Source organism: Blautia fusiformis (assembly GCF_020686995.1).
Taxonomy (GTDB): Bacteria; Bacillota; Clostridia; order Lachnospirales; family Lachnospiraceae; genus Blautia_A; species Blautia_A fusiformis.
Window position 1 is genome coordinate 93,218 of the sequence record NZ_JAJEPT010000008.1, and the last position, 26,172, is coordinate 119,389.

The 26,172-nt window shown below is 43.5% G+C and carries 25 protein-coding genes and 1 riboswitch; of the genes, 3 read left to right on the forward strand and 22 right to left on the reverse strand.

The genetic code is table 11. From position 1 onward, the window contains the following. Positions 1-191: 191 nt before the first annotated feature. From LKD46_RS08610 to LKD46_RS08650, 9 genes are all read right to left on the reverse strand, one after another. Complete coding sequence (locus tag LKD46_RS08610; protein WP_022426946.1) at positions 192-563, reverse strand: DUF1667 domain-containing protein; 372 nt, start codon at positions 561-563, stop codon at positions 192-194. A 5-nt stretch (positions 564-568) separates the two neighbouring features. Next, a complete protein-coding gene (locus tag LKD46_RS08615; RefSeq protein WP_059086922.1) occupies positions 569-1,855 on the reverse strand; it encodes an NAD(P)/FAD-dependent oxidoreductase in 1,287 nt (428 codons plus the stop codon). Positions 1,856-1,862: 7 nt separating this feature from the next. Beyond that, a complete protein-coding gene (locus LKD46_RS08620) occupies positions 1,863-3,320 on the reverse strand; it encodes an NAD(P)/FAD-dependent oxidoreductase (protein ID WP_110102818.1) in 1,458 nt (485 codons plus the stop codon). Between the two features lie 465 nt (positions 3,321-3,785). Then, positions 3,786-4,502, reverse strand: a complete 717-nt coding sequence (locus tag LKD46_RS08625; protein ID WP_022426944.1) for an MgtC/SapB family protein — start codon at positions 4,500-4,502, stop codon at positions 3,786-3,788. 288 nt (positions 4,503-4,790) lie between these two features. Beyond that, on the reverse strand, positions 4,791-6,113 hold the full coding sequence (locus tag LKD46_RS08630) for an ABC transporter substrate-binding protein (RefSeq protein WP_110102820.1): 1,323 nt from the start codon (positions 6,111-6,113) through the stop codon (positions 4,791-4,793). Positions 6,114-6,202: 89 nt separating this feature from the next. Then, complete coding sequence (locus tag LKD46_RS08635) at positions 6,203-7,021, reverse strand: carbohydrate ABC transporter permease (RefSeq protein WP_021651865.1); 819 nt, start codon at positions 7,019-7,021, stop codon at positions 6,203-6,205. Next, positions 7,021-7,887, reverse strand: a complete 867-nt coding sequence (locus LKD46_RS08640; RefSeq protein WP_022426943.1) for a carbohydrate ABC transporter permease — start codon at positions 7,885-7,887, stop codon at positions 7,021-7,023. The genes LKD46_RS08635 and LKD46_RS08640 overlap by 1 nt, the downstream gene beginning before the upstream one ends. Before the next feature lie 671 nt (positions 7,888-8,558). Next, positions 8,559-9,023 carry a DUF1700 domain-containing protein gene (locus LKD46_RS08645; protein WP_022426942.1) on the reverse strand — a complete coding sequence of 155 codons (465 nt, stop codon included), beginning with the start codon at positions 9,021-9,023 and terminating at the stop codon, positions 8,559-8,561. Between the two features lie 282 nt (positions 9,024-9,305). Beyond that, positions 9,306-10,541 (reverse strand): galactokinase, encoded by a 1,236-nt coding sequence (locus LKD46_RS08650; protein ID WP_431833222.1) that lies wholly within the window; start codon positions 10,539-10,541, stop codon positions 9,306-9,308. 345 nt (positions 10,542-10,886) lie between these two features. Here LKD46_RS08650 and LKD46_RS08655 point away from each other — a divergent pair, with 345 nt between their 5' ends. Next, on the forward strand, positions 10,887-11,777 hold the full coding sequence (locus tag LKD46_RS08655; protein ID WP_110102822.1) for an AraC family transcriptional regulator: 891 nt from the start codon (positions 10,887-10,889) through the stop codon (positions 11,775-11,777). A gap of 74 nt (positions 11,778-11,851) precedes the next feature. Here the strand turns inward: LKD46_RS08655 and xylB are convergent, their stop codons facing one another. From xylB to LKD46_RS08680, 5 genes are all read right to left on the reverse strand, one after another. Then, positions 11,852-13,312: a xylulokinase gene (xylB, locus tag LKD46_RS08660; protein WP_059086154.1), complete on the reverse strand. Its 1,461-nt coding sequence runs from the start codon at positions 13,310-13,312 to the stop codon at positions 11,852-11,854. Between the two features lie 198 nt (positions 13,313-13,510). After that, positions 13,511-14,995, reverse strand: a complete 1,485-nt coding sequence (locus LKD46_RS08665; protein WP_110102823.1) for an L-fucose/L-arabinose isomerase family protein — start codon at positions 14,993-14,995, stop codon at positions 13,511-13,513. A gap of 83 nt (positions 14,996-15,078) precedes the next feature. Then, complete coding sequence (locus LKD46_RS08670) at positions 15,079-15,696, reverse strand: DUF4867 family protein (RefSeq protein ID WP_227574024.1); 618 nt, start codon at positions 15,694-15,696, stop codon at positions 15,079-15,081. Positions 15,697-15,808: 112 nt separating this feature from the next. Next, positions 15,809-16,660 carry an AraC family transcriptional regulator gene (locus LKD46_RS08675; RefSeq protein WP_015527463.1) on the reverse strand — a complete coding sequence of 284 codons (852 nt, stop codon included), beginning with the start codon at positions 16,658-16,660 and terminating at the stop codon, positions 15,809-15,811. Then, a complete protein-coding gene (locus LKD46_RS08680; RefSeq protein WP_110102825.1) occupies positions 16,644-17,618 on the reverse strand; it encodes a bile acid:sodium symporter family protein in 975 nt (324 codons plus the stop codon). Before LKD46_RS08680 ends, LKD46_RS08675 begins: the two co-directional genes overlap by 17 nt. Before the next feature lie 207 nt (positions 17,619-17,825). On the opposite strand from LKD46_RS08680, the gene LKD46_RS08685 reads away from it, so the two are divergent. Then, complete coding sequence (locus LKD46_RS08685; protein WP_015527465.1) at positions 17,826-18,767, forward strand: glycosyltransferase family 2 protein; 942 nt, start codon at positions 17,826-17,828, stop codon at positions 18,765-18,767. Between the two features lie 4 nt (positions 18,768-18,771). Here LKD46_RS08685 and LKD46_RS08690 read toward each other — a convergent pair whose 3' ends face one another. Beyond that, positions 18,772-19,335, reverse strand: a complete 564-nt coding sequence (locus LKD46_RS08690) for a prolyl-tRNA synthetase associated domain-containing protein (RefSeq protein ID WP_110102826.1) — start codon at positions 19,333-19,335, stop codon at positions 18,772-18,774. Positions 19,336-19,514: 179 nt separating this feature from the next. Beyond that, positions 19,515-19,587: riboswitch (Fluoride riboswitch) on the forward strand. 61 nt (positions 19,588-19,648) lie between these two features. Here LKD46_RS08690 and LKD46_RS08695 point away from each other — a divergent pair. Continuing rightward, on the forward strand, positions 19,649-20,878 hold the full coding sequence (locus LKD46_RS08695) for a chloride channel protein (protein ID WP_178016050.1): 1,230 nt from the start codon (positions 19,649-19,651) through the stop codon (positions 20,876-20,878). 99 nt (positions 20,879-20,977) lie between these two features. Here LKD46_RS08695 and LKD46_RS08700 read toward each other — a convergent pair whose 3' ends face one another. From LKD46_RS08700 to LKD46_RS08730, 7 genes are all read right to left on the reverse strand, one after another. Beyond that, positions 20,978-21,604 carry a hypothetical protein gene (locus tag LKD46_RS08700; RefSeq protein ID WP_147420730.1) on the reverse strand — a complete coding sequence of 209 codons (627 nt, stop codon included), beginning with the start codon at positions 21,602-21,604 and terminating at the stop codon, positions 20,978-20,980. Then, a complete protein-coding gene (locus tag LKD46_RS08705) occupies positions 21,601-21,978 on the reverse strand; it encodes a hypothetical protein (RefSeq protein WP_146207139.1) in 378 nt (125 codons plus the stop codon). Before LKD46_RS08705 ends, LKD46_RS08700 begins: the two co-directional genes overlap by 4 nt. Before the next feature lie 57 nt (positions 21,979-22,035). After that, the gene (locus LKD46_RS08710; RefSeq protein ID WP_129976250.1) at positions 22,036-22,389 is read right to left on the reverse strand and encodes a hypothetical protein; all 354 of its coding nucleotides are present in this window, start codon (positions 22,387-22,389) and stop codon (positions 22,036-22,038) included. A gap of 762 nt (positions 22,390-23,151) precedes the next feature. Continuing rightward, positions 23,152-23,745: a hypothetical protein gene (locus tag LKD46_RS08715; RefSeq protein ID WP_110102830.1), complete on the reverse strand. Its 594-nt coding sequence runs from the start codon at positions 23,743-23,745 to the stop codon at positions 23,152-23,154. Between the two features lie 29 nt (positions 23,746-23,774). Continuing rightward, positions 23,775-24,710, reverse strand: coding sequence for a hypothetical protein (locus tag LKD46_RS08720; protein ID WP_147417240.1), 936 nt, complete (start codon positions 24,708-24,710; stop codon positions 23,775-23,777). 142 nt (positions 24,711-24,852) lie between these two features. Beyond that, positions 24,853-25,506 carry a hypothetical protein gene (locus LKD46_RS08725; RefSeq protein WP_110102833.1) on the reverse strand — a complete coding sequence of 218 codons (654 nt, stop codon included), beginning with the start codon at positions 25,504-25,506 and terminating at the stop codon, positions 24,853-24,855. A 34-nt stretch (positions 25,507-25,540) separates the two neighbouring features. Then, a complete protein-coding gene (locus tag LKD46_RS08730; protein ID WP_173753960.1) occupies positions 25,541-26,149 on the reverse strand; it encodes a hypothetical protein in 609 nt (202 codons plus the stop codon). Between the last annotated feature and the right edge of the window lie 23 nt (positions 26,150-26,172).

Sequence of the window (26,172 nt, forward strand, 5' to 3'; positions counted from 1 at the left end):
TTTGTGCATTTTTTTGTTATTTTTTAATTAATTATTCTTTTAAGTGCTAATATCTTTTGTGCATTTTGTACATTTTATTTCATGGCAAACAAAGCGATAAAAAAGCCTTTTCAGGTTTATTTTATTCGCTTTGTCTGCCAGAGGGCTGACATATTATAAGCATACAGATCGCCATATATATCCTTTGCAGATCACTGTATGATCTGCTTCACATTTCCTGTAGCCACGATATCCACACCTGTACCTGCTGCATTCTCCAGGATCACGTCCCCAATCTGAACCGGCGCTTCCACACATACATCCCGCAGCGCATCCACACAGTCAAAAATCTTTCCTTTCGGAATATCCTGTGCTGTCTTTACTGACACCACCGGCATGCTTCCATTCTTCACACGCACGGTCGTTGTCACGATCCTGGTCGGATCTGTCACTTCCTTCACTGCATATTCCGCACCTTTTTTACAGGTATTTCCTGTGACGGAAATGATTTCTTTTCCATTCATTTCCACCAGAAGGGCGCATCCCATAGGACATCCGATACAAGTAAGATTCCTTTTTTCCATTTTCATCACTCCTCCACCTGGATCACAAGTTCATGTTTATCCTGTTTCTGTTTTCCTTCCAGAATGGAAAGAAGCTGCTCTTTTTTCAATTTGATCTGTTCCATCTCTCCGGGTGCTGCCACCTGTTTTTTTCTGGAAAAGATCCGTTCTCCATCCAGATATGCACGGATGTAACAATTTTTATATACATTTCCCACACGGAAGCGGACCAGCTGCTCCTCCGCCATATGACCGGTACGGATCTCAGACGGCACTGTATAGCGGACTCCGTTTTGGGGCGAAAGTGTGATCTTCATCTCTTCCGGTATTTTATCCTCTCCATTGTTGTTTATATAAAGAGCCGCATTTCTTCCTGCATTGCCGGCTTCCTCCGAAACAAAATCCACCAGATCGTGAACATGAAGAACATTTCCGCAGGCAAAAATACCTTCTACATTTGTCTCCAGACTTTCGTTTACCACCGGTCCGGAAGTCACATTGCTCAGCTTCACACCTGCCTGTCCGGAAAGCTCATTCTCTGGGATCAGACCAACAGAAAGAAGAAGCGTATCGCATTCAAAAAATTCCTCTGTACCGGGAATCGGGCGTCTGTTTTCGTCTACCTCTGCAAGAGTGATTCCTTCCACACGTTCTTTTCCTTTTATGTCAACCACTGTATGGCTAAGCTTCAACGGGATTCCAAAGTCATCCAGGCACTGCACGATATTTCGCTTCAGGCCTCCGGAATATGGCATCAATTCTGCCACTGCCTTAACCTCTGCACCTTCCAGCGTCATACGTCTAGCCATGATCAGTCCGATATCACCGGATCCCAGGATCACTACTTTTTTTCCCGGCATAAATCCTTCCATGTTTACAAGGCGCTGTGCTGTTCCTGCTGAATAAATGCCTGCCGGTCGATATCCCGGAATGTTCAGTGCACCTCGCGGTCTCTCTCTGCAGCCCATGGCAAGGATCACAGCTTTTGCCCGGATCTGATACATTCCCTCCTGGCGGCTCATGGCAGTGATCACCTTATCCTGGCTGATATCCATGACCATGGTGTTCAGCCGGTACTCGATCTGCTGCTCTTTTACCATCCGGATAAAACGTGCCGCATATTCCGGTCCTGTCAGCTCCTCCTGAAATGTATGAAGGCCAAATCCATTATGGATACACTGATTCAGGATCCCGCCCAGTTCCTTATCACGTTCCAGGATCAGGATACTCTCTGCTCCCTCTTTCTTTGCAGCCAGGGCTGCTGCCAGTCCTGCAGGGCCTCCGCCTATGATCACGATATCTCTCTTCACCATAATCTTATCATTCATGGTTCTCGCCCTCCTCTGCAATTTTCTTGTTGATTCCTTCGATCAGTCTGGAAGCTCCGCCTGTTTTTGTGATCTCCTCCATGGAAATGCCAAGCTCTCGGCTGAGGATTTCCATTGTTCTGGGAGAGCAGAAGCCTGACTGACATCTTCCCATTCCTGCTCTTGTACGACGTTTTACTCCGTCCAGGGATTTCGCTCCAAGCGGTCTTCGGATCGCATCCAGGATCTCTCCCTCAGAGATCATCTCACATCTGCAGATGATATTTCCATATTCCGGTGATCTTTTGATCAGCTCATTTCTTTCTTCCAGAGAAAGCTCTGACGGATCCAGGATCCCTTTTCTCACCGGATCAAAATCCGGATTTACTTCCGGATGTAATTTTTCTTTTACGATGTCAGCAACCATACAGCCAATGGCCGGTGAGCTGGTAAGTCCCGGGGATGCGATTCCTGCACAATCGATAAATCCAGGAGCATCCTCCACCTCTTCGATCACAAAATCCATACCGTCCTCGATAGCTCGAAGCCCTGCAAAGCTTGTGATCACCTTTCGCATCGGAATATCCTTTACTGTTTTCCGGGATTTGGCACTTACTTCCTCCATCCCCTCTGATGTAGTCGCTGTTTCCTCCCGATCCTCCAAATCCGTAGCTGTAGGCCCGATCAGAAGATTACCGTGAACAGTCTGTGTTACCAGAACTCCTTTTCCGTTCTTATTTGGAAGTGCAAAGATCGTATGATTCACATGTATTCCTGCACTTTTATCAAGAAGCATATACTCACCCTTACGAGGAGTGATATGCAGTTTTTTCTCACTTACCATATTATGAAAAACATCCGCATAGATCCCGGCAGCATTGACGATACAGCCTGTCTCAAGATCACCCTTTGAGGTTTCCACAACAAAACCTTTTTCCTGTTTCCGGATGTTCTTTACTTCTGTGTCAAATTTAAATTCCACACCATTGTTATATGCATTCTCTGCCATTGCAATGTTCAGCTCAAAGGGACAGACAATTCCGGCTGTCGGTGCATACAGCGCTGCCAGCACCTGATCAGACAGATTCGGCTCCATGGCAAGTGCCTCTTCTCTGTCAAGGATCCTCAGTCCCTCTACTCCGTTTTTCAGTCCTCTTTCACGCAGCTTATGCAGCATGGCGATTCCATTCTCAGTTGTACAGACAGTCAGTGAACCAGTCTGTTTAAAAGGAAAATCCAGTTCCTTCGAAAGCTGTCCCATCATATTGCTGCCCTTCACATTCAGTTCCGCCATAAGGCTTCCCGGTTCTGCATCATAACCGGAATGAGCGATTCCGCTGTTTGCCTTGGAAGTTCCACAGCATACATCCTCTTCTCGCTCCAGAACGCAGATTTTCAGCCGATATCTTGAAAGCTCTCTCGCCGCTGCCGCTCCGGAAACTCCTGCTCCGATAATGATCACATCATACATAGATCTGTTTCTCCTTTCCTGTTTGCGGATCTTCTGAACTGTCCCCGGCTTTCTCTGCGCCGGAAACAGCAGAATATCCGTTGCAACACAAGCATTGCCGTCCGCAGGTATATATTCTGCGAGGAGTACTGCTTACGAACAGCAATCTTTCAAGTGAATATGCCATTATTTTTATGCCGTAACCCTTTGTAACCCTTGTAATCCTTTTGAAACATTAACATTTGCGCATAAAAATAGCCGGCATAAAAACACACTTATCCATGTGTCTTCATGCCGGTCTCTGTTCTCAATGGCATTCTCTGTATTCAGCAAGCTGAATCAGATTCCTTCTTCACTTTGTATTCATTGTATCAGACTATTCTTCATATTTCAAGTGCATTTTTCGTAAAATACATCGTTTTTTCTTTAACATGCTCTTAACTTTCTCAAAAACATGATAAGTTTCATTGTATTCCCGATTCCCGATCATATTTCCTCCACAGAAATAACTCCTTCCTGCTGTCTTACCTCACGAAATACAGTATGGCGTGCTTTCCATTTGGCAGCCTCCATTGTTGCCTGGATCACCACACTCTGTGTTTTGGATCTCTTTTTGATGATAACTACGTTGGAGATCATGATGTCCTCTTCCCGGAGCTTCTTTATGACCATACTCATCTTGTCTTCATTTTCAAACTCCATATATACGTCATAGGTATTGGAATGCTCTTCCACATAAACCTCTATATATTTCGCATATTTGAACACCAGAATAAGCCCCAGCGTGGTAAAGATCGCACCGCTGTAAAAGCCGATTCCCACAGCAAGTCCGATACACGCAGAAGTCCAAAGACTGGCTGCTGTCGTAAGACCGGATACATGTCTCTGTCCGGTCACAATGATAGTTCCCACTCCAAGAAAACCAATCCCGCTGACAACCTGTGCGCCAAGTCGTGCAGTATCTCCGATTCCTGCCCCATTAGAATATACATGGATAAAATCGCCCGTCATCATAACCAGAGTTGCCCCCATACAGACGATCATATGTGTTTTTACACCTGCCACACGCTTCTTCATTCCACGATCAATACCGATCAGACATCCAAGAAACATCGCAAGAATCAGCCGAAACAGCGTCGATCCCATATTTAAAGTGTGCAAATAATCCGATATTGCATTACATGCTCCGAGAATTCCGCCCATAAATTTGCTCCTTTCCTGTTGTAACATTATTTTCTGCCGGTGATAACGCCAATCGCGCATCACTTCATTTTGCCTTGCACGAACGCCGCAGGCCACACTCACTCCATTCGAAAGCTGTCTAGTCAGCCGGACTCACTCCGTCCGTCTCACTACGCAGTTTTTCATATGATCCTATACCCCGGATATACATGATCTGTAGTCTCACAGCATGTAAAACAGCAGGGATACCGGCGCCCGGCGGCGGTATCCCTATCTGTTGCTCTATCTACTGATCAGAGGGCATTCTGATTATTTAATAGACTCGTTATAGTTCTCGATCGCTTTGTTTACAGAAGCTGCAAGCTGATCAACAGCGTCCTGAGTTGTAAGCTTGCCATCATATACCTGCGGCATGATCTCGTTGAATGTAAGACGGGCTTCTGTCTGTACACCTGAGAGAACACCTGCTGTATTGCAGTTTACAGGAGAATCCTTCAGCTGGTTGATAGCTGTCTCGAAGTTCGGGTTTTCTTTGAGGTAAGCCTTCATATCCTCTGTCTCATAAGCTTTCTCGTTGATCGCAAAGTATCCTGTACCCATGGACCATTTAGCCTGTACATCAGGAGTTGTGATGTACTCGATGAATTTCCATGCTGCATCTTCGTTAGCTTCGTTGCCTGTATCTGTAAGCCACAGGGATCCACCACCGATGATAACACCGCCTTCATCATTCTGCTCGATTCTCGGAAGATATCCTGTACCAACTTCGAACGGAGAAGAATCAACTGCATTTTTCAGGATAGCAGTAGACTCGATGATCATACCAACCTGTCCGGAGAAGAATGCTGTCTGAGTATCTGCTGTTGTTGTTCCGTAATCTTCGAAGCATCCGGAATCATACAGCTTTTTCCACATATCAAATACTTTTAGGCCACCGCCGTTGGAATCAAAATCAACAGCTGTAACTGCCTCTGTACGTCCATTGTCATTGTTTCCGTATGTTACGCCAAGTCCTGCAAGCTGCTGCTCAAAGAACCATCCGTAAATAGCCTGTGAATAACCAACCGGAGCTGCTCCGCTCTCTACGATCTTCTTGGCATCCTCAAGAACCTCATCATAAGTTGTCGGCGGAGTTTCAGGATCAAGTCCTGCTGCCTCAAATACGTCTTTGTTGTAATACAGCATAGGTGTGGATACGTTAAATGGCATTGAATACTGCTTGCCGTCTACGGTATAGTAACTGCTGATAACCCCCATAACAGAGCTCTTATCATAGCCTGTGCTTTCAAATTTGTCTTCTACAGGAATGACAGCACCACTGTCATACATGAACTTTGTTCCTACGTCATACATCTGGCAAACATCCGGAAGACCGGAGTCACTCTGCATAGCAGCTTTCAGTTTTGTGATGGTATCATCATAGGTTCCCTGATACTCAGCTTTAACCTCGATCTCATCCTGGGATGCGTTGAAATCATCCACGATCTGCTGAAGCACCTCACCGTTTGTGCCGCCCATTGCATGCCAGAATGTAAGTGTTGTTTTCTCAGCTGCACTTACTGAGCACGGAGCTGCCAGAGATGCAGCCATGATTCCTCCTAAAAGAATCGCCATCCATTTTTTGTTGTTCATATAGAAACCCTCCTTTTATAATGGTCCGACCCGCCCCAATACAGGTCGGACAAATTAACATTTTTGCTACTTGCTCTTATGTGATTGGATCAACCCTTAACAGCACCTGCTGTCAGACCACTGATCATCTGCTTCTGACCAATGATAAATACAAGGATCGACGGAATCAGGATAACCATAGCACCAGCCATAACCGGTCGGAAGTCTGTTGCCTCAGCCCCCTGAAGCATACCAAGACCGATCTGAACCGTTCTCATATTTACACTGTCTGTTACAAGCAGTGGCCACAGATAGTAGTTCCAGCTCTGAAGGAATACATAGATGATCAGAGCACCCAGTGATGGTTTGATAAGCGGAACACCGATGGTATATAAGAACTTGAAATTTGTACATCCGTCAATCTCTGCCGCCTCATGGATCTCCTTCGGCAGTGTCAGGAATGCCTGACGCATGTTGAATACCGCAAAAGCTGCTGCTGCATTAGGAAGGATCAGCGCTGCGTATGTATTACGGATACCCCAGTCAGCAATAGTCAGGTAGTTTGCGATGATGATCGCCTGGCTCGGGATCATCATGGTTGCCAGCATAATATAGAACAGGACCTTTTTGCCTTTGAACTCCATCATTGCAAAAGCATATGCTGCAAGAGCACCTGTAACGACCTGAGCAAATGTGATAACACCGGATACGATCAGTGAGTTCTTAATGAAGGTAAAGAACGGTGCAAGCTGAAATGCTCTTGTGTAGTTCTCGATAGTCAGATGGGACGGCCAGAACTTTCCGCCGTAGATCTCCTTCAGATCCATCATACTAACATTGAAACAGTAGATAACAGGAACAATAATAATAATTGCAAAAATAATATTCAGCGCATACATCGCCACTTTTACATATGGTTTTTCTTTCATCAGTAGGTCACCTTCTTTTCCAGTCTAAACTGCAGTGCAGTCAGGATGATCAAAATAACAAACAGAATTACGGATTCTGAACAGGCCACACCGAAACGGCTGTTGATAAATGCCTCCTGGTAAATCTCATACACGATAACGTTGGTACTCTCTGCCGGTCCGCCCTGGGTCATCATCTTGAACTCTGCGTATGCCTGTACGGAGTTGATGACATTGATGATGAGAAGGAAGAACAGTGTCGGAGAGATTGACGGAATCGTTACATGACGGTGCTTCTGGAAGAAATTCGCTCCATCCAGGGCAACGCTCTCATAAAGCTCAGCCGGTACACTCTGGATCGCTGCAGTAAGGTAAATGAAATTCATACCGATCGCCATCCATACACTAACGATCGTAACTGCGATCAGTGCATATTTCTTATCTGTCAGCCATCCGATATGAGTTCCGAGAGCCCTGTTCAGGATACCCAGAGAGCTGTGGAAAATAAACATGAACACTACAGATGCCGCTGCTGCGGAAATAGCCATCGGAAGTGCATATACAGTACGGAAAAATCCCTTTGCCCTGATCTTCTCTGTACTGATGATCGCCAGTATAAAACCGAGCACAATAGAAAGGATAACTCGCATAACAGAAAATTTCAGTGTTGTCACCAAACTGTTAAGGAACGTTCCATCTGTAAAAATATTCGTATAGTTGTCAAGTCCTACATACTGTGCCACCTGACCAAGAGGTGTGGTTCTGGCAAAGCTCAGCTGGATCGTCTTAACGAACGGCCAGAATACAAACAGTATAAAAAGGATCATTACAGGAACCAGATAGAGATAAGGCTCCACTGTCCTGAAAAAAGATTTTTTACTTTTCATTGTATATCACCTGCTTTTCATAAATTTACGTACTACCGATCAGCTGCATCATCACGATATCTCTGTCCTCCTGACAGTGCTGATCATGTTGCTCATTACACATTCTGCTGAAAAACATTTCCGTTATATCTTCCAGCAATTACCCCAATACATTAAGCAAAACTCTCATTTACGTTCTGCTGTCAAAAATGCCCTCTCACTACCCTCCTTTGTATTTGCGCATTTGTTATCTTTACCAACTTTTTACCAAATGATAACATATTCCTTGCATATAATCAACAGTTATTTCCCTATTTTTCAATATTTCTTTATTTATTTTAGACAATTATTATTTGATAATAATTATTTTTTTATCTATTTTATACAATTTATCGTACCCCAATAAGGCAATCCATTCTGATCACCTTCCATAAAAAACAGATAAAAAAATCGGCAGAAAATAACACATCCTTCGATGTATATCTTCTGCCGTTCTCTCTTCTCAATGGCATCATCTGTTTTTATACAAAACAGACACAATCTCAACTTGTTAACCCAGATTATACAGTAAAATCCACTATAAATCAAGACCAAACACATATTTTTTATGCAAATCTTATAAATACTTTTTTCACAAGCAATCCATTTCATTACGCGGAAATTGTCTTTAATTCACAGCTATTGTGGAACACTTATACTTTTTTCTTCCTGTACCAGGATATTAAATACAAAACTATACCAAAAATTATCAAAAATGGAGCAACTGCCACCAAAACAGTTGTTAAAAGTATCACAATTAACGCTGCAATAGCGATCACGATTGCCTTTCCATACCATGTGCTCAGATCCAGTTTAAAGCTTCTTGCCTTTCCGGCACTGCTCTCCGTCCCATTATCCGCATAATCATCTGCACCATAGCTCTCTTCAGAATAACCAGACTCATCATAAACAGCTGCACTGTCATCTGTATCGATCAAAGTCTTGGCGATCAGCCTGGGATCCCCCAGTTCTGCCAGAACATCTGATTCACTTCGACCGTTCCGGACCTGAGACTGAATGTAATCCTCATAATACCGCACATGAGCCGCAGCTCTCCCCTGGGTCATCTGTCCGGACAGCTGCCCCCGTAAAACCTCAAGAAACTCTCTTCTGCTCATAAATATGTCAAACCTTTCTTATGAAATATAATGAAAAAACAAAACTCAAAACAACTCCAGAAACCTCACCTTGAAAACTTCTGCAAATTCTTTTTTATTACTCTCTTAAAATTTTTCTCATTATACCATAACCCATAAATTTAAATCAGAAACAAATCATAAAATTTTGATTAAAAAATAAAAAATCATAGTACAGCGCAAAGGGCGGTTCATTTCCGGATGCCGCCAAAGCCGCATTCGGAAACGAATCGCCCTCCATGACGTTCGTTATGCCATCAAAAATCACTCAACATGAACAGCCCCTGTACTCCTGATATTCATCGGATAGACATTTTCCCTTCCAACATACTGAGCCATATAGTCCACATACGCATCTGCGTTCTCGATCGGAAGCACGCACATGATAACTCCTGCAAAACCACCACCATGAACTCTGCAGATACCAGCACCGATCTTATTCAGAAACAGCTTGGTAAGCGCCAGACTCAACGTGATCTTCTGCTCCTTGCAATTCTGCAGAGAATAACAGTTCTGCAGCCACTCCCAGGAAGAATTACCGGACTCCTCAAGAAGACGCAGGAATCCCTCACCGTCTTTATTCTCAACAGCCTTCACAGCATCTGCAACACGTCTGTTCTCTTCATAAAAATGCATCGCACGAAGAACAGCACGGTCATTCGGAATATCCTTCACATGTGCCAGAAGATTCTCCATATTGGACTCACAGAGAAGCTCTACGCCCATAGCCTTCGCAGCCTCACGCATCTCCATAGGAATAGAGGAATATTCCTCACTGAGATCTGCATGGCCCTTACCGGTATTTACGATCACAAGTCTGCAGCCCATATCCTCAAAGGAAAATGCGATCTTCTCACAGCTGATATTCTCTTTATCAGAGAAATCCAGAAGGATCGGGCCGCCGGCAGCACAAGCCATCTGGTCCATCAGACCGGAAGCCTTTTTCCAGTAAACATTCTCAGCATACTGACCTGCTCTCGCATACTCGCCATACTCCAGCTTACCTTCATTAAAGAAATAATTGGTGATCGCACATACAAGCATCTCAAAGGAAGCAGAAGAGCTTACACCTGCAGCGGCAATAACCTTGGTGGAAACATAAGCGTCAAATCCACCGGTAGCATAGCCTTTTTTCTGCATATACTCCATAATACCTGCAACAAGAGCATCTGTACCTTTTGTATAGGTTTCTGTGCTGAGCTTGTCAAGATCAACAACTACTTCCTGTTTGTAACCCTCACTGATCATATGGATCACATTGGTTCCGTTTGGATAAGCAGCACCGATGGTATCCAGATCGATACTTGCCGCAATGATCTGACCGCCGTTATGATCAACATGGTTGCCAATGATCTCCGTACGGCCCGGAGCAGTAAAAAACTCTGCCTTGTCATGATGATATTTCTTCTCGAAATTCACAGCAAGATTGGTATAACGGGCGCTACTCTCCTCTGTCTCTCCATAGATTTTTTTCAGCACTTCTGCTGCCGGAATTTTAATTGTTCCCATTTTTTCTTCCTCCTGTTATATAGTTTACACCCCAGATCCGGAAGAACCTGAAAAAATCTTCCGCTCTGTCACGCTTCATGGTTACTGTTCACTCCGTTCTCAGCAACACACTTCGCAATGCGCAGAATATCACCAGTGAATAGTAACGCTTCATGTACTTTTATTATAACAGTCCCGTCTTTTCTGTCCATAACAATTTTGTGTAAAAACCGTATTATTTTGTGGTGATCCCGGAATATCCCTTTGCATTTTCTGCCTTTTCTGATAAAATAAATTCCACTATGAAAAGCAGATATACACTTCAGGATCCGCGCACAGAAGGAAGGAGGTAACACCTTGCAGATCATCACAGATCCCGCCGGAAAAGAACTGAAAAAACACGGAGACAGCTCCTTCCCATTCCTGGTAAGCTACGAGCGGCTTTCCGGCTATGAGACCGGTTCCTTTCTGTGGCACTGGCATCCGGAGATCGAGCTTACCTATATCGAAAAGGGCGAAATGCTCTACAAGATCAATCAGAATACCTTTCACCTGAAAGAGGGACAGGCAATCTTTGGCAATGCCAATGCCCTTCATGCCGGATATATGTATCAGGATCAGGACTGTCAGTATATCCCCATAACCTTTGACCCCAAACTGATCTACGGATTTTCGGGAAGCCTTCTTTTTCAGAAATATACAGAACCGATCCTCCGAAGCTTTTCCCTGTCCGCTGTACCGCTTGATCTATCCTGTAAATGGCATTCCGAGGCCATAAAAGATATCCGTGACATCATCGACCTGGACAGTATCCGGGAACCCATGTATGAATTTGAGATCATCGCCAGACTGCAGCACTTCTGGAAGATCTTGTATGAAAATACGATCTCCCGGACAACTCTTCCATCCGGTCAGGATGAAGAAAACTACCGCCGCATCCGTCAGATCATGTCCTATATCGCAGAACACTACTCTGAAAAGATTCTCCTGAATGATGTTGCAGACCTGATCCACTTAAGTCCCAGCGAATGCAGCCGGCTTTTCAAAAAATGCATGAATATCACACTCTTCGGATACATCCAGGAATACCGCATTGAACGCAGCCTGGAATATCTGGAAAATCCTTCCTGTTCTATCACAGAATCAGGACTGCTGTCCGGTTTTTCGGACTCTAATTATTACACAAAGGTCTTTACGAAAATCAAGGGCTGTACACCAAGACAGTACAGAAAAAATCAGGAGCTGTGACATGCTCCTGATCTTTAACCGTTCAGTGCTCCATACCTATGAAGCAGAACAATATTTATCCGTGAAAATGGCTGTTATCTGAACAACTCTTTCATTGCCGGATACAGTTTGCGGAATTTCCGGTATTTTTCTTCATATTTTGCAACCAGCTCCGGTTCCGGTTCTACCGTATCTACTACCCTGACCAGCTTATTACAGATCGTTTCTACATCCGGGTATTCGCCGCAGCCTACTGCTGCCAGCATTGCACCGCCCATGGACGGGCCTTCCTCATTCTCCGGCACATCCACCTTCAGGTTCATCACATTTGCAATGATCTTTTTCCAGAGAGGGCTCTTAGCTCCGCCGCCGCAGATCTTGGTGCGCTCAATATGGATCCCGAGGCTTCTTGCAACCTCAAGGGAATCTCGAAGTCCGAAAGCAACTCCCTCCAGAACAGCCTGTGTCATATCTGCTCTCGTGGTATCCATGGACATTCCGAAAAATACGCCTCTTGCATCCGGGTTGTTATGCGGAGATCTCTCTCCCATCAGATATGGAAGGAAGAATACCTGATTCTCGCCAAGCTTTTGGATCGGTGCCTGCTCTGCCACAAAATCCTTTGTCTTAAGGATCTCCTCTGACCACCATTTGTTGCAGGAAGCAGCGCTTAACATGCATCCCATCAGATGATAGCTTCCATCTGCATGGTCAAAGGAATGCAGTGCATTGTTTTCATCCACTCCGAAATCTTTGCTGGAAATAAAGATCGTACCGGATGTTCCAAGGGAAATGTTGCACTGGCCATCGCCAACCGTTCCTGTTCCGACAGCTGCCGCAGCATTGTCGCCTGCACCTGCTACAACCTTCACATCTTCTGAGAAGCCAAGCTCTTTTGCAACTTCCGCTTTCAGGTTTCCGACTACCTGCCAGCTCTCGTACAGCTTCGGAAGCTGTTCCTCTGTGATATGGCAGATCTCAAGCATTTCCTTTGACCAACAGCGGTTCTTCACATCCAGAAGAAGCATACCGGAAGCATCGGATACATCTGTGCAGAAGGATCCGCTTAAGCGATAGGCAAGATAATCCTTCGGAAGCATGATCTTTACCACTTTTTTAAAATTCTCAGGCTCATGCTTCTGCATCCAGAGTATCTTTGGTGCAGTGAAGCCTGCAAATGCAATGTTTGCGGTATACTGAGAAAGTTTTTCCTTTCCGATAACCGTATTAAGATATTCCGTCTCCTCACCGGTACGGCCGTCATTCCAGAGAATCGCCGGACGGATCACATTGTCATCTTTATCCAGAGTTACAAGACCGTGCATCTGACCGCCAAAACCGATTCCTGCTACTTCTTTGCGGTCAATCCCTTCTGTGAGCTCTTTGATCCCTTCCATGCTCTGGGCGAACCAGTCCTCCGGATTCTGCTCAGACCAGCCCGGATGGGGGAAGAACAGCGGATATTCTTTTGATACGATGTTGCAGATCTTTCCGGATCCTTCCATAAGAAGAAGCTTTACAGCGGAAGTTCCAAGATCAACGCCAATATAATACATAGTAATTTTTCCTCCTGTAAATACAGAAACCGCAGCTCTCAGTTCGCAGCGCCTGCACGCCTGAGAGCCCGCGGTTTCTGAATCGTATTTAACCAAATCAAGAAAGTCCCCTGCGGGGTTACGAAAAGCAATAAGCAGCGAGTGGAGACTTGCTTGTATCAGGCAGCACGTACGGATGATCTTACCTGCCTGTTTTAATTATCTCCAAGGATTCTCTGTCGGATATCTCACGCCTGCCGGCTGATTGTAACCGATCTCTTCAACCGGTACACCAATGTATTTGAACACCTCGAAGAGAGCTTTTCCGTGATGTCCGAATGCTACAGCACCGTGATGCGGGAATCCTCCCTCGATCAGCACGTGACGGTAGAAACGTCCCATCTCCGGAATTGCAAATACACCGATAGCACCGAAGGAACGTGTTGCAACCGGAAGAACCTCGCCGTGTGCGATATATGCACGAAGCTTGTTGTCCGCTGTACTCTGCAGACGATAGAAGGTGATATCTCCAGGCTTGATATCTCCCTCAAGAGTTCCGTTTGTAACCTCGATTGGAAGGGATCTTGCCATGATCATCTGATATTTCATCTCACAGAAGGACAGCTTGCTGGATGCTGTGTTTCCACAATGGAATCCCATAAAGGTATCCTGAAGTGTATAGTTGAATTTTCCTTCGATAGATTCTTTGTACATATCCTTCGGAACGGAGTTATTGATATCAAGAAGTGTAACGATATCATCACTTACTACCTGTCCGATAAACTCACTTAATGTACCATAGATATCAACCTCACAGGATACCGGAATGCCCTGTGCTGTCAGACGACTGTTTACATAACATGGAACAAATCCAAACTGTGTCTGGAATGCAGGCCAGCATTTTCCTGTCAGTGTTACATATTTACGATATCCTTTGTGATCTCTTACCCAATCCTTCAGAGTCAGCTCGTACTGTGCAAGCTTCGGAAGGATCTCAGGTTTCTTGTTTCCCGCACCAAGCTCTTCTTCCATCTCTTTTACGATCGCCGGGATCCTTTCATCACCTTCATGCTTGTTGAATGCCTCGAAAAGATCCAGCTCTGAGTTCTCCTCGATCTCAACGCCAAGGTTGTAAAGCTGTTTGATCGGTGCATTGCAGGCAAGGAAGTTTGTAGGACGCGGTCCGAAGCTGATGATCTTCAGGTTGCTCAATCCCTCGATCGCTCTTGCGATAGGAAGGAATTCATGGATCATATCCGCGCAGTCCTCTGCATCACCTACCGGATACTCCGGAATATAGGCTTTTACATTACGAAGCTGCAGGTTGTAGCTTGCATTCAGCATACCGCAGTAAGCATCTCCACGTCCCTGGCAGAGATTATCCTGTGTTTCCTCAGCTGCTGCGATAAACATCTTCGGTCCCTCGAAATGCTTTGCAAGAAGGGTCTCAGAAATCTCCGGTCCGAAGTTTCCAAGATATACACAGAGTGCGTTACAGCCTGCTTTTTTGATATCCTCCAGAGCCTGGACCATATGGATCTCACTCTCTACGATACAGACCGGACATTCGTAGATATCCTTTGCATCGTATTTCTTTGTGTAAGCTTCTACAAGAGCTTTTCTCCTGTTTACGGAAAGGCTTTCCGGAAAACAATCTCTGCTGACTGCAACGATTCCGATCTTAACTTCTGGCATGTTGTTCATAATCTTCATTCTCCTTTTTATATCCGGCAGATTTTCCACCGGTGATATTATTGTTCGTTTGTAACTATTCACTTCACCCAAAATCAGTCAAGTGTGATATTTTCACCCTTCAATCCATTGAATGCGCCTTCGATCTTCGCATCCTCATGAGCGATAAGCCATTTATTTCTGGCTGTCATCAGACCGTCCTCTCCGTCCTCTGACATCGGAAAATCAATCTCTGTGTTGGTTCCTCTTGGAAGAACAACTACACACTGAAATCCACTCTCATTCACATGACACGGTGCATAGTGGAGCGTTGTGGCATAAACCTCGATCCCGGTTCCTGCCGGTACCAGAAATGCCTCCACCTTTGAGGTATCGTATGTAAGATCCTCTTCTATATCCTGCTGATGTCCGATAAGCAGTACAAGATCTGTCACTGCTACATTGATCTCGGAATTCCGATGATATTCCAGGGCATTCAGCTTTTTATTGTGACCATTGCAATATCCGATCTGGACAGGTAATCCACCAAACGCTCTGTTTTTCAGCTCTTTTTCCACATCGAGAGCTTCCAGATCCTCTGCTGACGGAACATATACCACATCCTCCGGAACCGGTGTATGCTTCATCTCCTTCAGAAGCGGACCGAAATTGTATCCCTCCAGAACCTTTCCGTATCTGCGGAAAGCCGGATCTGTTACTTTCTGAATTTTCACGATTTAACCCTCCTTACAAAATTACTGTTTCACAGCTTCTCTGTATCTTCGTTTTGAACTGAAAAAAGCATACCACATCATGGTATGCTTTTCGCCGCTTTTCTTGACTCATTCATAGCACTTTTTTGACATTTTTATGATTCTGACGCTCCACTCTTCCCGGCAGGATCCCGTAACGCTTTACAAATTCCCTGGAAAAAGCCCTGCTGCTTGCAAACCCGTTGTCAAGTGCGATAGAGCTGATGGTATGATCTGTATGCAAAAGCTCCTTATAGGCGTATGCCATGCGGATATCCTGTAAATATGTCTTAAAATTGACCTTCGCATATTTCCGGAACATTCTTGACAGATATGCATCGGAATATCCGAACATGGCTGCAAGTCCGGAAAGCCTGAGATCCTCCTTGTAATGCTCCCGCATATAAGTGGTTATTTTTGACAAAGCATCCAATCTGCGGCTGATCTTCAGCGCATTCTCCTCCACCTCTGTTTCCCTGTATGCAGAAACCATAAGATAAAGGACTTCATAGAACACTGCCCTGATACGGAATTCGTACCCCGTTTCCCCGGATACGTACACCCGATACATCTCCCGGATCAGAGAAACCATCCGCCTGTCTGTTTCCTCAGACTCTTCGTTTCTGCTCCGAAAACGGATAAATCTCTGAGCGGTAAAATAATCCGAAAACTGCTTCAGCGGGATCTGCAGTACGATGGTCTCATTACGTACTGGCGCCTGAATAGAATGTACTTCATTGGAATTAATGATCAGAAACTCCCCTGCCTTCAGAGGATACTCTTTCTCATCGATATAGAAATAAAGGCTCCCCTCCATCACCGCAAAGATCTCGATCGAAGTATGCCAGTGTTTTTCCCTTACATAATTTCCGTTTCTTCCTTCAAAAAGAAAAAGCTTAAAAGGAAATCCTTCATTGGGAATGATCAATTCATGCTGAAACTCCATGCTCCTTCTCCCTTTCCTGCTGTCCGGTCTGGATCCGGCGCATCATACTTCCGTAAAAAGCCGCCAGGATCTGCTGAAATAACGTTCCGATCATAACCGGAAATAATGTTTCCGCCGGAAAATACGCTCCCGCGATCACCGCACCGGCGCTGATGTTCCGCATTCCGGAACCATAGATCATGGAAACCGTTGCCGCTTTATTCTGCCTTGTAAGAATGGCAATGATCCAGCCAATGGCATATCCCCCTGCTGCCAGGACCAGGATCGCTGCTGCTACCTCCAGCCGTTCTCCATTAAGATGCTTCATATAAGGAGAAACCTTGGAGGAGTTAGAGGTTACCACAAAGATCAGGCACATTTTTGAAAAAGGCGCCAGCTTTTTCGGCCAGGTCTCCATAACCTTTCCATGGCTGACTTCATTAAGGCACATGGCAAGGACTGCCGGCAGAGCGATCATGAAAACCAGCTCCTTCATCATTCCCACAGTATCCATTTTTACGCTGGAGCCCACCAGGAGCTTCAATACTGCCGGGATCAGAAAGGGAGCCAGGATCGTATCGATCACAACCAGCGAAAGTGACAGTGGACTGTTTCCATTATAAATGGATACCCACATCAGACTGATCACCGCTGCAGGTACGGAAAATTCCAGCACCATTCCTGTGATATAATTCATATTGCCCGGGAACAGAAGATGTCCCAGACCGCAGGCGGCCACCGGTCCCAGCACATGAAGGATCAGCAGCATCAGGATCAGCGGAAGCGGCCGCTTAAACACATCTGCTACATCACGGAACCTGGATTTCAGCGCACCGATAAAGGTCATAAATGCAAAAGCATACGTCACATAGGGCACGCCATGCTTTGCAATATCCGGAAACAGTACCCCCGTAAGCAGACAGGCCGGCGTCACAAAAGCCATCCATTTCTCCATAAAGCTGTTAAATTTTTCCAGCATATCACACCTCTTGTTTATCTTTTTTTCTGTCTTTTTTACAGTTTATCACAAAAAAACAGCGGTGCAAGAAAAAAATCCCCTGTTTTATAGCCGATTCCGGACAAATATGATATGATAGTACCCATCCAAAAGCAACCTGAAACCAGGGCGGACTACAGATATCCGCCAAAATGATCATTTTTTATGATCTGGAAAACGAGGCCAAAAATGATTTCTTTAATTATACCATGCTTCAATGAGGAAGAATCCCTTCCGCTTTTTTACCCGGAAGCCACTTCTGTCCTCAGGCAAATGAACTGTGATTATGAACTGATCTTTGTGAATGACGGTTCCAGAGACAGAACCCTTGAGATTTTAAAAGAGCTTTCCGAAAAGGATCCTCATGTGATCTATCTTTCTTTTTCCAGAAACTTCGGAAAGGAAGCTGCCATGTATGCAGGCTTCTGCAATGCCGGCGGCGATTATGTAGCAGTAATGGACGCTGATCTTCAGGATCCGCCGTCCCTTCTCCCGGAAATGCTGGAGAAGCTGGAATCCGGAGAATATGACAGCGTTGCCACCAGACGTGTCAGCCGTGACGGAGAGCCACCTATCCGGAGCTTTTTTGCCCGGAAATTTTATCAGCTGATCAATAAGATCTCGGATGCAGATATTGTGGACGGCGCCAGAGACTTCCGTCTGATGAAGCGCAGTATGGTGGATGCCATCGTCTCCATGAGTGAGTACAACCGCTTCTCCAAGGGAATCTTCGGCTGGATCGGTTTCCGCACCTGCTGGCTCCCCTACAAAAATATCGAACGCGTAGCCGGTGAGACCAAATGGAACTTCTGGAAGCTGTTTAAATACGCCGTCAGCGGCATCATCAATTTTTCTCAGGTACCGCTGACCATCGCCTCCTGGTTCGGAACGACCATGACCGGTTTTTCCTTTCTGGTCCTGGTAGCCATCATCGTCCGAAAGCTGATCTTCGATGATCCGGTCCCAGGCTGGGCTTCCACCATCTGTGTCATCATCTTCATCGGCGGCCTGCAGCTTTTCTGCCTGGGTATCATGGGACAATACATAGCCAAAACCTATATGGAGGTCAAGCAGCGCCCCCATTACATCATAGCAGAGTCCAACAAAAAGGACTTTACACCCATACGTTGATTTTCTATTCTGTCGGCAGCTCGACCACCTGATATTCGTGGCCCAGCGCCGGCAGGATTTTTTCTTTTACATCACTGGTCTTCATCAACAGAGTGGAAGTATTGATACACGGATGGCATCCGAAATATTCTTCATCCAGGACTTCTTTATCGATCACCAGGTGTACCTTCTTTTCTTTATCAAAGATCAGTCCCATCAGACTTAAGGACCCCGGGGTAATGTTCAGATATTCCTCCATCTGCTCTCCGTCTGCAAAGGAAAGTCTGGCTGTTCCGATCTGTTTGGACAGAAATTTTGTTTTAAACGGCTTCTCTCCCGGCATCAGCAGCAGATAGAAATCCGTTTTCTGTCGGTTGCAGAGAAAAAGATTTTTGCATATCTGCGCCCCCAGAAGCTGATCCACTGCCTCGCAGGCCTCCATGGTCATCAGTGCTTCATGATCTGCTCTTTTATATTCAATCCCAAAACTATCCAGAAAATCGTACACTGCGATTTCCTTCTCCAGACGGCCCTCGGTGTTCTCCGGTCTTCCTGTATAGACTGTTTTGTCAATTCTTGGTTCTTCCATGATGTCTCCTCCGTTATTTTTACATTCTCATATGTGCAGGTCTTAGTCGCAGCATATTACGCTTTACTGCTTCAACCGTAACCTGCCGATTTGTTTAATCATAGCACACCTGTAACAAATAAGATACTCCGGATTTCCGTCTGACTATTGACGATATCAGCCTCGGATGCTATACTCTCAGGCAGAAAGGGAATGAAGTTCTCCCCCGATTTTTATCGAAACCGCCAATGAGCTGATGACTTCTGTGCAATGCACGGGGTTACCAGCTTTTTTTGATGGATTTTTAAGATCCGGGAGATTGAAAGGAGTTACTATGACAAAAGAAACTATCCAAAAAGAACATCAGATCCTGCAGCTGAAATATGCTGTCCTTGCAGTGGTCGTGGGAATCTGCGTCGGGATCGTAGATACTATCTTCGGCCGGGGCCTGCTGGCGATCTCTGCTTTTCGCACTGCACACTGGCGCTGCCTGCTGCCCTTCCTGCCTCTGGCCGGACTTCTTATTGTATGGATGTATCATCATTTCAGCACCTTAAGCTTAAAGGGCATGTCCCTGATCTTCGAAACCGGGCAGAAAAAAAGAGACCAGATTCCTCTGGCCCTTGTCCCTCTGGTAATGCTCGGCACCTGGATCACTCATCTCTTCGGAGGAAGTGCCGGCCGTGAAGGTGTTGCCGTGCAGATCGGTGCTACACTCTCCCACGAGGCCGGACGCAGGCTGCATATCCGGGAAAATAAGCCTGTCATGCTGATCACCGGTATGGCTGCCGGTTTTGGCGGTCTGTTCCAGACGCCACTGGCCGCTGTATTTTTTGCCATGGAGGTGATCGTTGCCGGATATCTTGAGTACGATGCGCTGCTGCCGGCACTTATTGCCGCATATACAGCCTCCTTCACCTCTCATTTCCTGGGACTGGAAAAATTTGCTGTGGATATCCAGGACACCTGGACTGTGACCAATCTCCGAAGCATGATCTCTCTCATTGCTCTCGGACTTGCCTTTGGTCTTGCCGGACGATGCTTTTCCGTACTTCTTCAGGAAGCAAAGAAATTATTCGGGGAAAAAATTTCAAATCCGCTGATCCGCATCGGTGTCATGGCCATTCCACTGGCAGCTCTGCTGTTTGTGAGCTATGGCGGACGCTACACAGGTCTTGGAACCAATCTCATCTCCGCTTCCTTTGCCGGAGAAACGATCTACGGATATGACTGGATTCTGAAGCTTCTGTTTACTGTATTTACACTTGCCATCGGTTTTCAAGGCGGCGAAGTGACACCACTGTTCTCCATCGGCGCTTCCCTTGGAGTCGTCCTAGGTTCCATCCTCGGGATCCCTCCCATTATCTGCGGGGCACTTGGCTACGCCGCAGTATTCGGCAGCGCCACCAATACCCTCATCGCCCCGATCCTTATCGGCCTGGAAGTCTTCGGCAACCGAAATACCCTTCCCCTCATCCTGGTATGCATCCTCGCTTATCTGATCAACGGAAATCACTCCATTTATGGAGCACAGCAGAAGGCGCTTTGCAGGTTTGAGGAGTAGATATGTACATATTTTTTATTCGGTCATGACTGACTCGGTTGTGGCCGAGTGAACTACCCAGCACCTAAGGATATCAGATTCGCCATATGATTCCTTTCTTCAGCTATTAATGGATTCTATCTCCGAATCATCATATATTTTCTTTAACTCTTTTCTCATTTCCTTATTGATACTTATATATTTTGAATCATTATCAGCCCATTTTACTTTCAGGATATCGTGTTTGCGTATATATAATACAGGCAGCCGGCTTCTGTGCTTATCCATAAAGATTCCCTGGCTTTCATAAAAAATTTCCTGCAGATAATCATTCATTTCATCTACCTGGATTACAAATGTAAAACGAATATCCTTCTTTTTTTCTTCTCTGCTCATCTCATTGATCCAGAACTCTGCAAATTTATCATTTAACAACAAAACATCATTTCTATCCATATCTGTAATATCTATAAGCGCCCAGATATTCACCTGATTATTTCTATTTTTCTTGAAAAAACTTACTTTTCCTTTTTCGTCCAGTTCATATTCTGACTTTTTTTGGTACTGGTTATGTAAAAGCCCTTTTTCAAATACAACGTTTCGTTCTTCGACCTCTTCTGGAAAAGTTATTTTGATATCTATTAACTTCTCATATTTGTAACAAATAAAACTGAATGGCATCCAGATTTCTTTTTTATTCTCTATATACCTGTAGCTTCTTGCATGAATCCTAGCACTATGCTTCAAAATTGAACATACCCCGCTGTCATTAAAATATACAGTGGTAATAACGCTTTTTCAATCGCATCATTCCCACTGCTATTCGTCCAACATTTCCAACAGGAATATACTGCTGCAAAAAAAACATCTGTCAAAAGCAACATTTGAAACAGAAAACACCCTCTGATTCCGGAAAGCCATTTTCGATTTTTTCTCATCATCCCATAAACATATAGAGGATTTTCATCTACACTTTCCGAAGAAATATCCTGATCCGGTGTTTCGCCACATCTGAATACCCATCCAGTCAATGCCAAATATCCCCAAAAGGCTACTCCAAATGTGAATCTATCATCTTCAAAAATCCAACGATATGACAAAAATAAAATACAAAATAACAAAATTTTTCCAAGTATATTATTTTTTCTTTTTCGGTTTATTATGATCCCCCCTAGTCATCAGGCCTGTACAACATCCGATATTCCCAGACAATCCAACAGATCTTTTTTCATTTTCTCATATTGTTTTTTACATCTCGAATATCTATATAACGGAAGGATTTCCAAGCGATTATAATAACGGTTATATACCGCTCCAAGACGGTATCGTCTTTTATACATCATTATCCCTGAATTATTCCGTACAATGCTCTTCAGAACACGATTATCATCTTCTACTTCCAGCACAAAGGAAAAATATATTTCCTTTTTTTCCTCTTTCGTTGTAATATACTGTTTCCAAAATTCTACAAAAGCTTTATTTAATTTTCCGATATCCGCTTCCTGAAACAAATCTGTTTTTACATATGCCAAAATATGTATCTCATCTGTTTTGTCATATCTGTAGAAAAAAGTTTTTCCATTTCGAGGAGCTTTATACGTATTTATATATTGATAAATTCCAAAATCTTTTTCCATTACATCAGAATGTATCTGTAAATCCCTGTAACACACCGGATTTTCATAATACATATTGATATTCTGGCACAGAAAACTGAATGGCGCCCAATTTCCTTCTTTATCTGTTGGGTATTTATAATTCTTTTTATAAAATTTCACATAAAATATCCACATGCATGATCTTGCCATGATCATAAAAGCCAGCGAGATATTCAGAAGGATTTCTATCACTGTACTATTTATACCTGGATTTACATACTGCATCCCCAGATATGTAAAATACACTCCCAGCCACAGAATCATTATTTTTCGCAAAAACAAAAAACTTTTTAACTTTCCGTTTTTCCTGATAGGAAGAGCATATTTCGATTCCTTTTTGTCATTTAACATACCGTGTACATAAAATGGATTCTGACAGTTATAACTATCCGGCACATTATAAGGGGTTTTCCATCTTGACGGTATAATAACCGTAGGAATAAATAGAATATTTGAGATCATCAGGCTTACCAGAACCGCCAAAATTTCCATTACACCGACCGGCGCCAAATAGAAATAAAAAGATTTCAGTAATCCTCCAAATACCAGGGCATATACGCATAAATAAATTGATTTGCTCAACATGTCGATCATTTCTCTGTATAATTGCCTCTTTCTTTTCTAATACATATTCTTTTAATCAAGTGATATCTTCTCTCCATTTACAGAAATCCAGTAATCTTTCGGTTTGTGTTCCATGTATCCATAACATATCTTTTCATTTTTGTTATTTTCTGCTTCCAGAAATTTTGTTCCCACAGAATCCTTCACATCGGCTATTACATAATTATCATCATTCGGTACTACCAGTACATACCATTCCCCATTAATTTCTATCGTTGACATATCGATATTTATCTTTACATCTTGATACTCTCTGCCTGTACCATAAAATATAGAATCCGGCAATTTCCATTTCCCAGAACTTTCCGGAAAAATCTTCCCCTCTACTGTTCCTTCGTTATCCATGATAACATATGTAGAATTTTCTCCCTGCAGAATACGGATGATCTCAGCATTATCACCATATGCTTCCACGGCTTTCTCCACAGAACTGAAACTTCGGTGAGTATACACTGTATCGCAAACAAAGAGTCCGATTCCTAATATAACAATTGGTGCGACAACCTTAACTGGTGTCTTTTTTGATTTTCTTTTATAAGAAATAGCGATCACCAGATTAATAATAATTACCAGATATACAATTGGTTCTATCACTTTGATCAACATACCTTTTTCACATCACCTTTGCATACAGTCTACAGATCTATATCACGTCTTCCGATCACCCGCTTCAGTTCTTCTCTCATTTCTCTGTAAATATTTTTATATCTGGACTTACGGTCCGTACATTTTATTTTTATGATGTCATGTTTTTTCTCATACAAAACAGCCATACGACTTCGATGTTTATACATTCGTGTTCCTGATCCATCATAAAAAATCCTGCTTATAGCATCATTGATTCTCTCAGTCTGGATCACAAAGGTAAAACGTACATCTTTCTTTTTTTCTTCTCTGGTCAGCTCATTACACCAGAAAATCTCAAATGCATCATTCAGAAGCTGGATATGCATTTTCTCCATATCTGCTATATCAATGATCGCCCATAAGTTTACCTGTTGATTTTTTCTTTTCTGATAAAAACAGATTTGGTCATTCTCTTTTAATATATAATTTGCTTTTTTAGCATATCCACTTTTAAAAAGACATTCTTCAAACACCAGAGGCTGATTTTTCTCCGTTTCTTCTGTTGGATCAGGCAGTATCCTTCCTGCCAGTCCCTGCATTTCATATCCGATAAAGCTGAATGGCATCCAGATACCTTTTTTATTTCTCGGATAGCAGAAACTTTTCTTATAAATATGGATATAATATGCCTCCACTACACCAAGACTCATTATTATTCCCCAGTAAATCCAGAAAAATTCCAGTCTGATTTCCTGATATCTTCTATGTATTATATGATCAGAAATGAACCCTGCTGTCATCAGAAGAACATAACTCAAAAGCAAAATCTGTACTACAAAATATCCATTTATCCCAGAAAGCCATTTCCTCTTCTTCATCATTTTTCGTACATACAGAGGATTCCTGTCATCATATAAATTTGCAAAAGGAAACCTTTCATTTCTTGCCCAAATTCTATCTGCCGATAATACAGCTTCTCCCATTGCCGCCAATACTAATGCCATTCTGATCTCCGGCATGATCTGGTAGCAAGCTGGTGTCAGAAGTAATGTTATTAGAAAAAAACGTTTTGTTTTTTCACTCAAGCGATATCTTCTCCCCATTTATAGAAATCCAATAATCTTTTGTTTTATGATATCTATTATTTTAATGACTACTTATTATTTTCCATCCAGTTCTGACCCAATCCTTCAAAAACCCGATTGGAACCATCTTCTGTCCATTTGCAGAAACCCAGTAGTCCTCTGGGTATTTTTTCAGATATCCATAGTAAACGTTTTCGCTTCCTTTTGCTTCGGAAAATTCTGTTCCTTCCGAATCGTATACATTCGTTATGGGAGATTTTATTCCCGGATATGGTGACACCACAACATACCATTCCCCATCAACTGCTACGGTAGATACGTCGACTATAATCCTGTCTCCTGTAAAACGCTTTGTGTCCTGAAACTCTGAATCTTCCGGAAGTTTCCAGCCGCTTTCTGTTTTTTCAAAAATCTGTGAGTCCATCACATCTCCATCATCCATAATAACCAATGCTGAAGTTTTTCCTCGCAATGTCGCCACGACATCTGACCGATCATCATAGGCTGTTACTGCTTCCTCAAGTGTATGGAAACTTTGTTCAGCCTCTTTGTTATTTTCGGACATCATAAATATGATGACCACAGACAAAACCGGAACCAGTATAAATATGGATATTTTTCGTGGGATTCTTTTCCTGGAATCCACAACTGCCACTATCATGAGCAACAGCAATAAGATTCCCCACGACCACCAGTTAGACAGTGAAATATTCATTTTTATGTTCTCCTTTTCCTACAATCTTGACGCTTCACAGATTGATCGCTACTTTATCTCCATCTACAGAAATCCAGTAATCATCTGGTTTCGTTTTCAGATATCCATAATATACCGTTATATTCTCATATTCCGCTTTTAAAAATTCTGTTCCAGCCGAATCGTGAACCTCATTTATAGAATACTCCCCCATAAGATAATGTGGGAGTATTACAATATACCATACTCCATGTATTTCTATTGATCTCATATCAATATTGGCATCTTCTGAAGGATAGCTCATACTTTTTCTGAAAAATGCTGAATCCGGCAATTTCCATTTCTTTCCATTTTTTGGAAAAATTCTTCCTTCAATAGATCCATCTTCATCCATGATAACATATGTAGATTTCTCATCCTGCAAGGTTGCTATTGGCTTCGCCTTAACATCATATGCCCGAATCGCTTTATCCAGCGAGGTAAAATTTCGCTGCACAAATACTGCCTGAAACATGATAAATAACAAACCAACCAGAAAAATTGGTCTGATGATAAAAAGAGGTACCTTTTTAGATTTTTTCTTGCATACGAGAGCAACTGCCAATGCAATAAACATTAATATTGTTATAACTCTTTCGAAAATGCTCAATATCAGATTCGCCATATGATTCCTTTCTCAAAAGGCTA